Raw genomic sequence first — 16,128 nt, forward strand, 5'->3', positions numbered from 1 at the left:
TCAAGAAATAGGCAATTGCCAAAATGGGCCTTCCTTTAATGCCTCATTTAACCCAATTTGGCTTTTGCCCTAACTTGTACCCAGCGTACTTATGCTTCCAATAGTTGCTTTAATTCCTTGGCCGCCTGTGCAGGGTCTTCTGCTCCGTATATGGCCGCACCAGCTACCGCTACGGTTACACCGGATTGTTTAACGGCCGTTATACTGCCTTTGTTAACACCACCTGCAATAGAAACGGATACTCCAGATCTTGCGGCTTCATCTATCAAAACCTGAATTGAATAACCATCTTCCGCCTGCTCGTCCAAACCGGCATGTAACTCTACAAACTCAGCACCCAAAGCTATGGCTTCCTGTGCACGCTTTACCCTATCCTTTACTCCAATGGTATCTACCACTACACCTTTACCATGTTCCTTTCCTGCTTTTACTGCTCCTGCTATAGTAGAGTCTCCGGTTGCTCCCAATACGGTAATATAATCCGCTCCAGCCCCAAAAGCCATATTAGCTTCCAACTCACCTGCATCCGCAGTTTTAAAATCGGCCAAGACCAATTTATCGGGAAAAGCATCTTTCATTTTTCTGATTCCGGATAGACCTTCACTTTTAATAAGCGGTGTACCCAATTCAATAATATCAATGTAAGGTGCCACTTTTGTTGCCAATGCAATGGCATCCTCAATTTTTAATAAATCTATTGCTACTTGTAACTTTGCCATAATTTGCTATTTAAATGTTCTATATGTATTTATATTCAAAATCTGTTATTCCATATTTGCGTGTCGCTTCCAAAGCTCAGAGGCAGAACCGCCTTCCAAACCCCATAGCGTCTGTATAAGTGCATCAAACACCAACAGTAACGATTGCTCAAACAAGCTACCTGCGTATTGTTTGGAAATAGTTTCATTGCGCTCCTGTTTCTGCGCGGCAGGTATGGTTACCGTATGGTCTGCCAAAAGCGCTAAACGAGAATCGGCATTAGTGGTAAAACAAAGGACACCCGCACCCACTTTTTCAGCAGTTTCCGCAGCCCTAACAATTCCGCTTGTTGTACCCGAACCTGAACCTGCTATAAGGACATCTCCCTTTTCAATGGCCGGTGCCGTAGTTTCTCCAACTACATGCACTTTATACCCCAAATGCATTAAACGCATGGCCGCGGCCTTCATCATAAGCCCCGTACGCCCCGCTCCCATTATAAAAATGTGTTCTGCATTGGTAATTGCGGGAATCAACTTTGCTATCTCGGAATACGAGATGGTATGAATTAGTTTTATATGCTCATTTATGATGGTATTCAAAGCACTTTCAACCAATTCTGCGTCTTTTTTTTCCAGTACATTTTCCATAACTCGATCAGCTCTAACTATTTCTATTCATTAACGAGTACAAAGTTATCCTAGCAAATAGCCTTTACACTGATACTATTTGACAGATGACTGGTACAATCTGCCCATATACATTTTATGTGTGGTGTTATTCGCTACTTTTGTGGTACATTTTGGAAATGGGAAATTTTACGGCCGATTTTTCGCCTTTAAACCGCGCCCCTTTCAACCTCTAAAAAAAAGCACAGCTATGCTCAGTGATAAAGTATTGTACATCCGAGATTTGGGAAATTGTCCTCCTGCATACTTGAACGATCCGGCAAGACGGGATTTTTATGAAATTGTTTGGTTGCAAAATGAAGACGCCCTTCATGAACCACAACATGATTTTCAGACGCTAAGAGGAGATTGGATTTATTTAATTCCCCCATATCGTGTACATCAACTTAATAAGGCCGGAAAAAATGGGGTCCTTATCTCATTTAAACAAGAGCTCTTGGAAGGTGATTTAAAGGAATTTTTACTGGACGTTTTCCGAATGTTCAATATACAGGGCGAATTCTCCTGCCTACAAGTTAACACTGAGAGTTCTAAGGGCTTGGCATCCGTACTCCAGCTTTTAGAAGAAGAGTATAACCAAGAAGCCATTAATCTGGTAATGATAAAAGCTGTTTTAAAGGTATTTCTCTTAAAATTGATTCACTTAAAAGAACAACATTTTACCTTACAGGATATTAATGAAAAGCGTGTTTACGAATTCATGCTCTTACTTGAAGCAAATTATAAGACCCAAAGAAATGCCCAGTTCTACGCAGAAAAATTAGGTATAAGTGCAAAACGCCTGAATCAGATTTTAAAGGAAAAGCTGGATAAAACCGGGGTACAGCTTATTCACGACCGACTTATACTGGAAGCGAAAAGACAAATTATTCATAGTGAGAATACCATTAAGGAAATAGCGTACAATCTGGATTTTAAGGATCATTCCTATTTTAGTAGGTTTTTTAAACTACATGCAGAACAAACTCCCCAAGAGTTTCAGAACAAGGTAAAGGAGCATGTAATATCCCATGAAAACACCCTGTATAACTAACACGCTTACTTATAACACTATTGAACTTAGTCATACCTAAGCTAAAAAATAATATATCCGGGTACTCCATTTTCCCTTGTATTGATTATTTTTCCAAACCGAATATTTCCACTCAGTAAACACCAATTATGCGTAAAGAAATAGCCATTGAAACTTGGTACAGAAAAGACCATTTTGAATTCTTTTCAAAGTTTGATGAACCCTTCTATGGTATAACCGCTAAAGTAGATTGCACCCAAACCTACACCACCGCAAAAGAGAAAGGCCATTCTTTTTTCCTGTCCTATCTGCATAAATCTTTGGTGGCCGCAAACAGAACGGTTCAGTTTAGGTATAGAATTGTTGATGGCAAGTTGTACGAATACGAAACTACTGACGCCTCACCCACCATAAACAGGGCAAACGGCACGTTTGGTTTTTCTCATTTAAAGTATCGCGAAAACTTTGAAGACTTTCTTGACTTAGCGCTTCCCGCCATAGAAAAAGTACGTAATTCTAACCGACTTATGCCTTCGGAATCCGGCGAAAACGTGATACATTGTTCTGCTATTCCTTGGATAGATTTTACTTCCATATCCCATGCTAGGCATTATGCACGCCCGGACAGTTGCCCCAAGTTTGCCTTTGGAAAAATGACATCTGAAGGCGACAGGTTGTTCATGCCCGTTTCCGTTCATGTACACCATGCCTTGGTAGACGGTTATCATGTAGGCCAATTTATGGAAGAACTCCAAAAACTAATGTAAGCGAAAATCTTGCTTATTAAAACACGATGTTCACAAAAGGTAGTATGGGACTGGTATAAACACTCTCATCTTTGTCATACAAAACATTATACTTTGCACCAATAGCAATTTTATCGGTAATATTCAATCCTGCGCCAATGAACAGAGCAGAATCCCAATAATCTTGTTTTATGTCTCCCGTTACCGCCTCTGTTTTAGTGTTTACCTTAAGTTGAGCAAACTCCAAGAGCATAGTAAATCTCTCAACAGGACGATATTGCGTGAGCACATTACCCCCAAAAGTTGTGGTATTCTGCAAATCTTTGATAGAAGTATAACTTCCTTGAATACCTGCACCTATACTTACTTTGTTGCTAACGCTATAAATTAAATTTGGAGATAGGGCTATGTTTGTTCCACCAACAAAACTTAAACCAAATCCGCAGCCAAACCTCAGGCGTTTATCTACAACATCCATACTGTCCTTTACGGCAATATCCGTGACCTGTGCAGATGTATCTATTGAAAAAAAGAGCATTCCTATTACTAATGCAAGCTTTATACTTAGTTGTTTCATTTTAAATATTTTCATAATGTGTGAGATATAATGGTTAGGCTATCGGGATAAATATAAAGTTTTTGCCATTAATTTTAACATTTCCTTTAGATTCTTTTCCGTTGACGGAGATAACCTCAAAAGAAAAAACCAAATGTAACTGCCCTTCGACTTTTATTCCAAGACCTAACGCTTACTTTATTGGACACATTAAATGGATAATCCGCAACATAAAAACACCTCGACACCAAACCCATAAACTAAAAAAGGGTTACAGAACCACCTGTAACCCTTACAACTCACTCAATCATAAATTAAGCTAACAAAAACTTCTATTAATACCCCGGATTTTGAGGAAGCAAATTCGGGTTCTTTTCAATTTCAGCTTGAGGAACGGGAAATAAATCGAACTTTTCAAGGTATATGGTAGCAGGCCTGTTATCCACTGGAAAACGTTCCAATTCCATTTCACCGGTTACGGGGTCTACGGCCAATACCTTCATTCCTGTAAACACCTTGTTGTTCAACACTTCTACTCCCATGCCCCATCGTTTTAAATCCCAAAAACGGTGGCCTTCCAATGCCAATTCAATTTTACGTTCGTGCACAATGGCATTGAACATATCTGCTTTAGAAAGTCCCATTGCCAAATCTGGCTGACCGGCTCTAGCACGCACACTATTAATAGCAGTATATACTGATGCATCCGGTCCTGATATTTCATTCTGTGCTTCGGCATAATTAAGCAATACTTCAGCCAACCTCATTTCTATCCAGCTTTGTTTGCTCTGTCCAAAATCAACACCAAAAGGCGCACTTTGATCCATAAACTTTCTAATGTAATAACCGGTTATACTATGCAGCCCTGTACGTAGCGGAGCATCTACACCGTCAGGAAAAATAACATCCATTTCCCTTCCCATAAAATCCGCTCCTTGGAACAAAATAGTTGCATAAAACCTGGAGTCTCTGCCTTCGTAAGGCTTTAAGGGATTATAACCGGATGCAGGGTCCGTAATTGGTAGACCATTGGCCATTTCATAACTGTCTACAAACTCCTGGGTAGGATTACATTGAGAACCCCAATCTGCCCTATAACTGAACGGAAGCATTATTTTATCCATTCCGTGACCTTTATCCGTACCGTTAAAAAGTACTTCAAAAATAACTTCTGTGTCCCCACCGTATGTTTGGAACAGACCCTCGTAGTCCGGTGATAGTGTATAACCACCACCATCTATAACCGCTTTTGACAATTCCGCAGAACGTGCGTAGTTTTTAGCAAATAACTGTGCTCTACCATTAAATGCCCATGCGGCCTCTTTTGTAGCCCTACCCAATTCAGAATCCGGCATATCCGCAACCGAGGGTAAATCTGCCGCAGCAGCAGTAAATTCTTCATCTATGTAGGCGTAAACCTCTTCTACCGGTGTTCTAGGTAGCAATAGATCATCATCTATGGATTGTAGTTCTTTGATTAGCGGTACCGCACCATATCTTCTTGCCAAGTCAAAATATAAAAAGGCTTTTATGAATCTGGCTTCTGCTATAATTCTAACTTTAACATCGGCGTCTAACTCGCTATCTTGAATATTAGAAAGAATGGTATTGGAAAGATAAATACCCTTGTACAGTACATCCCAATTGTCCAACGGGTTGTTCGTAGGGTCAATTAGACCTGGGCGAATTACCTTCCATGATTCGATCCACCCACTTTTAGTCATGGCTATATCCGTATTATTATCCAAAATAGAGGAAAAGCCATTTGCATTTTTTCCCGGGTGATTGGTTTGACCCCTACCGGGAAAACCCACGGGCATATAGTTATACAGCCTGTATAAAACAGATTCTACATAACCCTGATCGTTATAAACAACATCTTCACTGATAATATCTAACGGTTCTCTTTCTAAAAAGCCATCTTCACACGAAATCGCAAAAGCAAATATTACGATTAGAACGGTATATATTTTTATCCTTTTCATCTTTATAATTTTAAAAGTTTACACTAAAACCAAGGTTTACACGTCTTAACTGCGGATAGTAAAGAGAGTTTCCACTTTTTTCCGAGGGCCGCTCCGGGTCATAGAAGTCATATTTGGAAAATGTCAAAAGGTTGTTACCGGAAACAAAGAACCTGATTGAATCAATTCCCAATTTATCCATTACCGTATCTGGCAAATTATAGCCAACCTCAACATTTCTAAGCTTTAAGTACGAGCCGTCTATCATCCAAAAAGTAGAAGTACGTTCGTTATTTGGAGGTGTGTTGAAGTAGGTTCTTGGGAACGCGGCATTTTCATTGCCTTCTCTATAGGAATCCAAAACCCTTCCACAAATAGCGTTAGAACCAAGGCTAAAAGCCCCTATGTAGGCATAGCTGTTAAAGTCTGTTGCACCCTGGAAACTTGCATTTAAATCAAACCCTTTGTACGCCATGGAAAAGTTTAGGCCATACACTATTTCCGGGATAACACTCTTACCAATTTGTTGAATATCAAAACCATCAATAACATCATCATTATTTATATCCACATACTTGATGTCTCCTGTTTTAAGGGATGAGTTGCCTTGACCGTCCTGGTCTGCCCACCCATCTATTTCTTCTTGAGATTTGAACAAACCTGCGGAAGTGTACCCGTATAGTTGGTCAAACGGGCGGCCTGTTTTTCGTATTCTATCCTCTACATCTTCTGGCTCATCTATAAAAACAACTTCACTGGTAGCCTTGGTCATGTTGGGCGATATTTCAAACCTGAAATTTTCTCCAATAGTACCTTTGTAGGTCAGGGCCAATTCAAAACCTTTGTTATCTACTATTCCCAAATTTTCTTTGGGCAAACTTGCACCAAAACTATCCGGTATAGAAGCGTTTCTAGCTATCAAAATATCTTCGGTGCGCTTACTGAAAATATCAAACTCTCCGGAAAGACGCCCCTTCCACAAACTAAAATCCAATCCAAGGTTTTTGGCAGTTGCCGTTTCCCAAGTAATATTTGGGTTTGGAATACCCGTATCTTGAATACCTGGCCTATATGCCCCGGAAGTTCCTATTACTGACCCTGAGTTAAAGGTATACCCCGACAAAAATTGAAAAGGATCTACCCTATCATTACCGAACTTACCCCATGAGGCCCTAATTTTCAAGGTTTCTAAAGCATCTACATTGGATAAAAATGCCTCTTCGGAAATTTTCCATCCTACAGAAAAAGCAGGGAACGTACCCCATCTTTTATCTTTTGGAAAATTATAGGACCCATCATGCCTTACATTGGCCTGAAACAAATACTTGTCTGCATAGCTATACGTAAGACGACCTATATAACCTTGTCTTGCGCTTTCTGAAGCACCACCATCTGAAGTTTGCCCTGTTGCTCCACCGGCAAACAATTGGTCTATAGATGGGGAAACAAAACCTTGGCGGCCCGCTTCTATATTTTTCCTTTCGTTATCTACTTTCTCATAAACAAATAAGGCTCCTAAATTATGCTTCCCAAATTCCCTGTCATAATTCACAAAAAACTGTGTGGTCTCCTGTACGATTTCGTCATAACCTTCGGTTAATGTGATATTGGAAATACTTGTAAATGGTGTGTAAATGTTATTTACTGGATCGGACACGTAAAATGTATAAGGCTCATTAAATTCCTTTTCATTTTTAAAAGAATGGTCATAATTATACTTGAACGTAGTGCTCAAGCCTTCTATAGGTATATCATATTTTAATTTAAAGTTCCCTTGAAAAACGTTCCAATTGGTTCGGTTATATCCAGAGTGAATGGCCTCTCCAATAGGATTGATATTAACCCCGTTATATCCTAACCCACCCGGCTCTACACTATCTGGCACATAAGCAGGTGAGGTTGGTTGTGAATTCAATAGTGGATTGAACGGAGAGTTACTCGAATCCTCAATTCTTTCCTTTCTACCTGCCAAATCTATACCCAACGTAAATCTATCTGTTAGATCAATATCTACATTGGCCCTTACATTATACCTTTTAAACGAAGAGGTCTCATACAGTCCTTTTTGGTCCAACATGGCCATGCTAGTAAAATAGCGCACTCTTTCACCACCACCGCTTACGGTAATACCTTGTTGTTGTATTGGAGCCGATTTACGAATTACTTCTCCCCACCAATCTGTACTTGGCAAAGTTCCATTTTGGTATTGTTGTACTTGTTCGTCCGTAAAAGCAGGATTATCACCACTGTTCAAACTTGCCTCATTAAAGTATTGGGCAAATTCACCCGCATTTAGCATTTCCGGTACCTGAACCGCAGATTGAAATCCGAAAGAACTATTGTAGCTTATGCTTGGTGCACCATGGCTACCGCGCTTGGTAGTAACCAAAACTACCCCGTTTGCTGCTCGTGCCCCATAAATAGCGGCAGAAGCCGCATCCTTTAGAATCGTAATACTTTCAATGGCATTGGGGTCTATCCTATCTATACTACGTTCTACACCATCTACAAGAATAAGGGCGCTATTGTTTCCAAAAGTACTTTTACCTCGAATTAAAAATTCTCCGGCATCTGCACCGGGTTGGCCAGTGGTTTGCCTAGTGATGACCCCCGGTAATTTACCCGATAGGTTTTGGGTTAAACTTGGGGTAGGTGCAATATTTACTTTTTCGCCCTTTACTACTGCTACAGCGCCGGTCAGGTCACTTTTCTTCTGGGTTCCATAACCCACTACCACTACTTCATCCAAAAACTCTGCATCCTCTTCTAAGGTAACCTTGATTACGGTCTGCCCATTTAAAGCCACCTCTTTTGTCTTGAACCCTACGTAACTAAATACTAGGGTAGCATTAGACTCTACATTGTTTAAAGTAAAATTCCCGTCAAAATCGGCTTGAGCACCGGTATTAGTTCCTTTTACTATAACATTAGCCCCTGGCAACGGTCCGTTACTATCGGATACCGTACCCGTAATGGAATTTTGGGCCATAACGGTAAAGCTTGTTAAAAGCAACATACAACATAGCAAAGCCTTGCTATGTATGAACGTCTTTAGTCTAAGTTCGGTTTTTTTCATAATTACTGAGTTAATTAGTTATGTGCTTCAAAGAACTGCAACTATAGAATGTTTGAGGTGTAAAATGAGGTTTTAAAGAGGGGGCAAATAAGGCAAGCTATTTTTTAACACATCTATAGGATAGGCCTTGGAAGGGCTTCAACTTAAACCGACCATCATCCATTTATGGATTGAGGTATGTTTTTTTCTTTTTGTTCCTATAGATGTGTTTGCTTTTTTATTCCTTGCTTTAAAACGTTTATATAAAAAGCAATGATCAGAAAAGGAACAGAAGTAAAATGGAAATGGGGCTCAGGAAGCGCCCCGGGAAAAGTAGAAAACACCTATGAGGAGTCCGTAACCCGAAAAATTGATGGTAATGAAGTTACCCGTAAAGGATCAAAAGACAATAGGGCACTCTACATTAAACAAAAAGACGGGAGCAAGGTCTTAAAGCTTGAAAGTGAAGTTGAGCGCGCAGATTAATTTGTTAGGTGAAAGCGTTTTCTTAATTTAGGATTTTGCAAACTCCATTCAAGAAATTGTAACATTCTACCAATTCGTTTTCCGCCTATGAGCAAGCCCTTTATTACAGACGAGACTTATACATCACAGGATTTTACGGGCAGTAAATTGGCAAAAGGAGATTATGAAAACTGCGTTTTTGAAGGATGTAATTTTGCCGATGCCTATCTGGACAACCAGAATTTTATGGACTGTGAGTTTATAGATTGTAATTTAAGTAATGCCAATATTAGGCATACCACCTTTAACGAAATTTCATTTTCCCATTGTAAAATGATGGGACTAAAATTTGAAGATTGCAATACGTTCTTAATGAACTTTAGTTTTAATAATTGCAATTTAAACTATTCGTCTTTTTACGGGCTAACGCTTCTTAAGCAACAATTTATTTCGTGTAAGTTGATTGAGGCCGACTTTACCGAAGCAACTTTAAAGAGTGGCATTTTTGATGATTGTGATTTGAAAGCCGCTATTTTTGCACGTACCGATCTTGCAAACACAGATTTTAGAACCGCCATTAACTATGTCATAGATCCGGAAACAACAAACCTTAAAAAGGCTCGCTTTTCCAAAGATGGGATTATAGGTCTCTTAAAGAAATACAACCTTAATATAGAACCCTAAGCGGACAAATGCGTTTACAAACGGATAAATCAGTATCTTACTGACATTTAAACTTGTAAACCATGAACCGATTTTTTTTTGTTTTCCTTTTTCTTTCCTTGAGCATTAAAGCTCAAAACACCACAACATTACCGGAAAATACAAAATCGCCCAACGCTACGCTGTCCGATATTTCATGGATGCAAGGCAATTGGTCAGGCGAGGCCTTTGGCGGAATTACGGAAGAAATATGGGGACCACCTTCCGGAGGCTCCATGATGTTCTCCTTTAAACTGGTGGCAGATGGCAAAGTTTCATTTTATGAACTGGGACATATTCGAGAACTTAATAAAACATTGGTATACGAGCTTAAACATTTTAATGCCGATTTAAAAGGATGGGAAGAAAAAGATGATGTACAATCTTTTAAGTTGGTTAAAGTTGAAGCAAACCGAGTATATTTTGAAGGCTTTACTTTTGAAAAAGTAAGCGACAATGAAATTAACATCTATGCGCAGATAGGTAATGAAGACGGGGCTGCCCAAGAAGTAACATTCAATTTTAAAAAGTAATAGGTTGAAGAAAAAATGTTTAGACTGTGGCAGCGAGATCAAAGGCAGAGCAGACAAAAAATTCTGCTCCGATTATTGCCGAAATGCGTACCACAACCAAGCCAATAAGGATAGTAACAACCTCATTCGTAATACCAACAACCGCTTACGAAAGAACTATAGAATACTGGATAGTTTTACGCTAAAGGATGGAAAAACCACTACTCCAAAAGCCAAGTTATTAGACAAAGGGTTTGATTTTGATTTTATAACTAGTCTCTACACCACCAAAAAAGGCACGGTGTACTTTTTTGTATATGATTTAGGTTATTTGCCATTGGATAATGACTTCTACATGATCGTAAAGCGGGAGTAATTAATACGCTTACCATAAAAAAATGCCTCCCTATTCAGGAAGACATCTTATGTTCATTTTTTTAAGTAATGTGTTTGGGGATAAAATGACATTACCAACTATGCCCGGATAATTTTAGTGCGGCCACTACAATATCCTTTCTACTGATCTGGCCTACTAGAATACCGTCTTTCATAACCGGAAGCCTTCTTCTGTTATGCCTATCAAAAATACCGGCGGCATCAAAAATTGAGATATCGTGAGGAATGGTCTCAACTTCCTTGGTCATGAACTTCTCTACACTTTTATCCAAAATAGGCTGATTAAAATACCTACTTTCAGAAATCTGTTTCATACAATCGGCCTCAGAAATAATTCCTACTAAAAAACCGTTGTCATCCATGACGGGTCCACCTGAAATATTGTACTTGGTAAACTGCTCCATAACCTCCAAAATGGACTGGTCAGGTGTAAAGGTCACCAACTTTTTGGTCATGTAGTCAGACACTAGAATGGGCGCGTCATATTCTTTCTTTACATCTACTTTTGCCCGTGGGCCTTGAAAACTTTTTATTCCCATATAGTTTAGCTTTTATTGCCTAGCGGCAGATTAGGTTAATTACTAAAGATAAGGATTTTTTTAATGAAAAATCCAATTATTCGATGAATCACCCATCATATTCTCATCTATTTAATAAAAATAATATTAATTTTCATTCAAAATACACAAACAAGAAAAGCTATCATCTATTAGAATCTTATGTTTTTAATTGAGAACTTTAACCTATGAAAAGATTTTCCTCCATACTTTCCTTTCTGCTTTTAGTATTTGCCATTTATTGGGGGTTTCACACCTCAATGCCCGTTTACGAAGAAGATATCTCCGCTCCCGAAAGCTCTTTTTCTACAGACCGGGCATTAGAACATGTAAAGGCGTTATCCCAAGAACCACATGCCATTGGTTTTCCGGGACATAAAAAGGTACAGGATTATATTATCTCCCAATTAGAAGAAATGGGACTTGAGACTTCGCTTCAAAGTGGGTATTCGGTAGGTGATTGGGGGAACATGAGCAAACCTATAAATATTTTGGCCAGGATACAGGGGAGCGGCAACGGTAAAGCTTTGCTACTATTGTCCCATTATGACAGTCACCCCCATTCTTCTTTAGGTGCCAGTGATGCAGGCAGCGGGGTTGCTACAATTTTAGAAAGTGTACGGGCCTTTTTATCCAGAGGTAAAGAGCCCATTAATGACATCATTATTTTATTTACAGATGGGGAAGAGCTTGGTCTTAACGGGGCGGACCTTTTTGTAAACGAACACAACTGGGCCAAAGATGTAGGATTGGTTCTTAATTTTGAGGCCAGAGGAAGCGGAGGCCCCAGTTATACCTTTATGGAAACCAATAGGGGCAATCAACATCTGGTGAGCGAATTTATAAAGGCCAACCCCAAATTTCCTATGGCCAACTCCCTTTATTACAGCATCTACAAAATGCTTCCTAATGATACGGACCTTACCGTATTTAGGGAATCTCGGGATATTCAAGGATTCAATTTTGCTTTTATTGACGACCATTTTGACTACCACACAGCACAAGATTCCTATGAGCGCTTGGATAAAAACACCTTGGCGCACCAAGGCAGTTATTTAGCTCCGCTTTTAGTCCATTTTAGTTCTATTGCGCTTGATCAACTACCAAGTCTAAATGACTATGTGTACTTTAACATACCCTTGTTCGGGGTTATTTCTTATCCGTTTGATTGGATTTGGCCCATGTTAGGGCTTGCCATTTTCCTGTTTCTCTTGATTTTTATCTCTGGAATCAGAAAAAAAAGACTGAGCATTAAAGCTACTCTAACAGGATTTGTTCCGCTGTTGCTTGTTATAGCCCTAAATGGAGTCATAGGATATTTTAGCTGGCCCGTTCTTAAATGGGCCTACCCAAATTACAATGATATCCTGCACGGTTTTACGTATAATGGCTACGCCTATATATTTGCCTTTGCCTGTCTTTCCTTGGCAATTTTTTTTGGGGTATACCATAAGTTCAGAAAAATGGCCCCAGCAGATTTGGTGGTAGCACCCCTGTTATTATGGTTATTTATCTGTGGTATACTAGCAAAATATTTGCCGGGCGCAAGTTTCTTTATTGTACCCGTATTTGCTCTTCTTGCGGCTTGGTACGTGATTCAGAATCAAAAAATGCCCAATGTACTACTAATGGTATTTTTAGGCCTGCCAGCTGTATGGCTCTATACCCCGTTGATTAAAGGTTTTCCTGTGGGTCTTGGCCTAAAAATGATGATTGGTTGCACTTTGTTGGTTACACTTACATTTGTGCTTTTGTTGCCTCTATTTGGTATGTACACACGTAAAAAAAAGTGGGCCTACCTAGGTTTGTTCGGTTTTATAGGTACTATGGCGTATGCCCATATACACTCAGGATTTGACGCCCAAAATGGCAAACCCAGCAGCCTCGTATACATACTTAATGAAGAAACAAATACGGCCCAATGGGCCAGTTACGACCAAGTGCCCATTGAATGGAACGGAGCCTTTTTAGGAAAAGAAGATAAAATTGACGAAAAGCTGAACGAACACCTCATCAGCAGTAAATACAATACTTTGTTTAAACGTTCCGCAAAAGCTCCGCTAAAGGCAATAGAAGGCCCCAAAGTTGAAACCGTAAGAGATACGATTATTGAAAATAACCGTATCATAGAGTTATGCATAACGCCACAACGCGATGTAAACCGACTGGATATCTTTACCAAAAGTATGAATGTTGAAAAAGTAAAAATTAATCAACTTGAGCTTTCCCCATATTATTTAGAAAGTAGAAAAGCTTCCAAATTGGTTACCCATTACATCACGGACAACGCCTATACCGAAATTGAGATAACCATACCCAAAGACAGTATTCTTGAACTCACCTTTCAAGAAGCTTCAAACAATCTTTTGGACCATCCGCTTTTTAGCGTCCCAAAAAGACCGGAAAACAGCATCCCTATGCCATTTGTGCTCAACGATGCAATTATCACCACCAAAACCATCAAATTTGAATAAGACAATAGCTATTATAGGCTGCGGTTGGTTGGGCCTACCGTTAGCCAAAGAATTTATAGAAAATGGGTATACCGTAAACGGAAGCACAACATCAAAGGATAAACTCCCCTCCCTTTCCGCTGCCGGTATTCAACCCTTCCTTATTTCGCTTTCCGAAACCCAAATAACCGGAGACATCAATTTATTTTTAAGCAATGCCGATGTTCTTATTATAAACGTACCTCCAAAATTACGGGGAGAGAACAAAGAAAACTACGTTCAGAAAATGAAACTGATTCGGACTGCGCTGCAATCCTCGTCCGTAAAAAAAGTAATATTCGTAAGTAGCACTTCTGTGTATGGCGCTATAGATGGAGAGGTTACGGAAAAAACTACTCCACAGCCCTCAACTGAATCCGGGAAACAACTTTTGGAATGCGAACAACTGTTTCAAAACGAATCCGGATTTGAAACTACCGTTGTACGGTTTGGTGGATTGATCGGGCCAAATAGGAATCCGGTTACAATGTTATCAAAGAAAAAAAACCTTAAAAATGGCAATGCCCCCATCAATCTAATTCATCTAAACGATTGTATAAGAATCCTCTTTAAGTCCGTGCATGAAGGTTGGGCACCAGAACTGTTTAATGCCGTCTTCCCGTATCACCCAAGTAAGAAGGAATATTACACGTTACAGGCTCAAAAACTAGATTTACCATTACCTGAATATGATAACGACACAGCCGTAAAAGGCAAGCAAATACAGTCCTACACCCTTACAAACGTTAAAAAATTTGAATTTACTACAACGTTGTAGTTGATTTTCACCACAGCTACGTATCATTTCACAACAAACTGGCGGGATACTTGTTAATATACCCTGTATTTCATCGATTTAAAAGTAACTTTGGTCTGTAATTTAAAACTATTTGCCATGGAAAATTCAGGTTTAAGAAGCCGGATTCTGATAGAAATCGAGAATCTGATCGCTTCAAGCTGTACCAAGCAAAAAGTTCCCCCATCAATGAAAAAGTTGCATATAGCGATTTTAAAAAATCATTATAATGCAGCAAAAGTGTCTATAGATTATCATAGACGCAGGGTTGAAATGGACATCGTTATGGATGACAAGGATTATGACCCTAAAAAGGTAAATCTCTCTATCCCTACGTTGCACACCAACCTATGGTTTAGAAACTTATATGATTTTTTAGTATCATGTATTGATCAAGACCCTAAAAGCGTGGCTTTTTACTCCATGCTTTTAAAATCGTATCAAAACAACGAGATTTCACTTGTTGCCTAGTACAAACAACCAAACCGACATAAAAAAGGATGCCGTTGGGCATCCTTTTTTCATTTATCCTTTTTCATTATGCTTTTATTCACAGCTACATACCGATAATATTGTTAATTTTGCCAACCGCAACCTAAACGATAGAATCGTAAACATAGTTATACATGAAAAAATTAATTGTCGTATTGCTTTTGAGCATCAGTTTTTCAGCCACCGCACAAACCAAAAGCGATTTGCAAAAGCACTATGAAGCCTTTTATGATGAAATGAGACTTCAAGGAGATGTCAATGGAGTAATAAGCGCTCTTACCCACCTAAATGTTATTTCTCCGTCTAAACAGCGCAAAGACACCTTGGCGTTCGTTTATGCCAACAACAACCAGCACATGCAGGCACTGAACACCATTGGTATTGAGAAAGAACCAACGGATTCAGATATGGCCGTTCAGGTAAAAGCTATTTCATTAAAGGCATTGAACCAGCCTAAACGCGCGTTAGAGCAGTTTGAAGAACTTTTTAAAAGAACACCAAACCCTTATTTGGCGTACGAACTTGCCGATCTAAAAATCCAGACTGGAGCTAATTCTGATGCCATTGCCAATATTGAGTATGGTATTGCCAACGCAAAAGATGATATGAAATATGCTTTTTATGAAAGACAACAACCTTACGAAGTTCCTTTAAAAGCGGCTTTTCTTCATTTAAGGGCACTTACCATATATGACAACAATAAAGGCGATATTGATGCCGCAATAGCCAAAATAGATGAAGCTCTTGCCATAGACCCTAATTTTAATTTAGCAAGCTTAAGCAAACAAGCCTTGCTATCTAGAAAAAATCCTCCCCCAGCGGAAGAAGCGAAAAACAAGCAATAGGTTTTTTCTCTTTACTGTACAACATTGCAATACCGCACTTAGGTTTTTCCTATTGTGCGGTATTTTTTTGATAACCATCTCTTCATTTTGACTTAACAATGTGGCCTATTAAATATTGGAACTTTAGCACCAACTATATAACCCTAAAAT

16 protein-coding genes are annotated in these 16,128 nt (G+C 39.2%); 10 read left to right on the top strand and 6 right to left on the bottom strand.

Annotated features, from left to right (window positions below; translation table 11 throughout):
* Positions 1–89: 89 nt before the first annotated feature.
* On the bottom strand, positions 90–719 hold the full coding sequence (hxlA, locus tag KO513_RS09545; protein ID WP_215913190.1) for a 3-hexulose-6-phosphate synthase: 630 nt from the start codon (positions 717–719) through the stop codon (positions 90–92).
* 45 nt (positions 720–764) lie between these two features.
* Positions 765–1,349, bottom strand: coding sequence for a 6-phospho-3-hexuloisomerase (hxlB, locus tag KO513_RS09550; protein ID WP_215913191.1), 585 nt, complete (start codon positions 1,347–1,349; stop codon positions 765–767).
* 229 nt (positions 1,350–1,578) lie between these two features.
* Here hxlB and KO513_RS09555 point away from each other — a divergent pair, with 229 nt between their 5' ends.
* Together KO513_RS09555 and KO513_RS09560 are read left to right on the top strand one after the other, a co-directional pair.
* A complete protein-coding gene (locus KO513_RS09555) occupies positions 1,579–2,421 on the top strand; it encodes a helix-turn-helix domain-containing protein (RefSeq protein ID WP_215913192.1) in 843 nt (280 codons plus the stop codon).
* A 128-nt stretch (positions 2,422–2,549) separates the two neighbouring features.
* Entirely contained in the window at positions 2,550–3,167 is a 618-nt protein-coding gene (locus KO513_RS09560) for a chloramphenicol acetyltransferase (protein ID WP_215436045.1), read from the top strand.
* A 16-nt stretch (positions 3,168–3,183) separates the two neighbouring features.
* Here KO513_RS09560 and KO513_RS09565 read toward each other — a convergent pair whose 3' ends face one another.
* The 3 genes from KO513_RS09565 to KO513_RS09575 form a co-directional block, all read right to left on the bottom strand.
* A complete protein-coding gene (locus KO513_RS09565; RefSeq protein WP_215913193.1) occupies positions 3,184–3,723 on the bottom strand; it encodes an alpha-ketoglutarate decarboxylase in 540 nt (179 codons plus the stop codon).
* A gap of 314 nt (positions 3,724–4,037) precedes the next feature.
* Positions 4,038–5,687: a RagB/SusD family nutrient uptake outer membrane protein gene (locus KO513_RS09570; protein ID WP_215913194.1), complete on the bottom strand. Its 1,650-nt coding sequence runs from the start codon at positions 5,685–5,687 to the stop codon at positions 4,038–4,040.
* A 10-nt stretch (positions 5,688–5,697) separates the two neighbouring features.
* Complete coding sequence (locus KO513_RS09575) at positions 5,698–8,742, bottom strand: SusC/RagA family TonB-linked outer membrane protein (RefSeq protein WP_215913195.1); 3,045 nt, start codon at positions 8,740–8,742, stop codon at positions 5,698–5,700.
* 252 nt (positions 8,743–8,994) lie between these two features.
* Between KO513_RS09575 and KO513_RS09580 the strand changes: the two genes are divergently transcribed.
* The 4 genes from KO513_RS09580 (at position 8,995) to KO513_RS09595 (ending at position 10,776) form a co-directional block, all read left to right on the top strand.
* Positions 8,995–9,207, top strand: coding sequence for a DUF2945 domain-containing protein (locus KO513_RS09580; RefSeq protein WP_215913196.1), 213 nt, complete (start codon positions 8,995–8,997; stop codon positions 9,205–9,207).
* Positions 9,208–9,294: 87 nt separating this feature from the next.
* Positions 9,295–9,870 carry a pentapeptide repeat-containing protein gene (locus KO513_RS09585; protein WP_215913197.1) on the top strand — a complete coding sequence of 192 codons (576 nt, stop codon included), beginning with the start codon at positions 9,295–9,297 and terminating at the stop codon, positions 9,868–9,870.
* A 62-nt stretch (positions 9,871–9,932) separates the two neighbouring features.
* Entirely contained in the window at positions 9,933–10,421 is a 489-nt protein-coding gene (locus KO513_RS09590; RefSeq protein WP_215913198.1) for a DUF6265 family protein, read from the top strand.
* 4 nt (positions 10,422–10,425) lie between these two features.
* The gene (locus KO513_RS09595) at positions 10,426–10,776 is read left to right on the top strand and encodes a hypothetical protein (RefSeq protein ID WP_215436062.1); all 351 of its coding nucleotides are present in this window, start codon (positions 10,426–10,428) and stop codon (positions 10,774–10,776) included.
* 91 nt (positions 10,777–10,867) lie between these two features.
* On the opposite strand, the gene KO513_RS09600 is transcribed toward KO513_RS09595, so the two are convergent.
* Positions 10,868–11,335 carry a CBS domain-containing protein gene (locus tag KO513_RS09600; protein WP_215436065.1) on the bottom strand — a complete coding sequence of 156 codons (468 nt, stop codon included), beginning with the start codon at positions 11,333–11,335 and terminating at the stop codon, positions 10,868–10,870.
* Positions 11,336–11,541: 206 nt separating this feature from the next.
* Here KO513_RS09600 and KO513_RS09605 point away from each other — a divergent pair, with 206 nt between their 5' ends.
* The 4 genes from KO513_RS09605 to KO513_RS09620 all read left to right on the top strand — a co-directional run bounded on the left by KO513_RS09605 (position 11,542) and on the right by KO513_RS09620 (position 15,978).
* Entirely contained in the window at positions 11,542–13,827 is a 2,286-nt protein-coding gene (locus KO513_RS09605) for a M28 family peptidase (RefSeq protein WP_215913199.1), read from the top strand.
* Positions 13,820–14,623, top strand: coding sequence for an SDR family oxidoreductase (locus tag KO513_RS09610; protein WP_215913200.1), 804 nt, complete (start codon positions 13,820–13,822; stop codon positions 14,621–14,623). Before KO513_RS09605 ends, KO513_RS09610 begins: the two co-directional genes overlap by 8 nt.
* Positions 14,624–14,740: 117 nt before the next feature.
* On the top strand, positions 14,741–15,112 hold the full coding sequence (locus tag KO513_RS09615) for a hypothetical protein (RefSeq protein WP_215913201.1): 372 nt from the start codon (positions 14,741–14,743) through the stop codon (positions 15,110–15,112).
* Positions 15,113–15,267: 155 nt separating this feature from the next.
* A complete protein-coding gene (locus tag KO513_RS09620; protein WP_215913202.1) occupies positions 15,268–15,978 on the top strand; it encodes a hypothetical protein in 711 nt (236 codons plus the stop codon).
* The last annotated feature ends 150 nt before the right edge of the window (positions 15,979–16,128 follow it).

Origin of the sequence: Zobellia sp. B3R18, from assembly GCF_018860715.1 — a bacterium.
GTDB lineage: Bacteria > Bacteroidota > Bacteroidia > Flavobacteriales > Flavobacteriaceae > Zobellia > Zobellia russellii.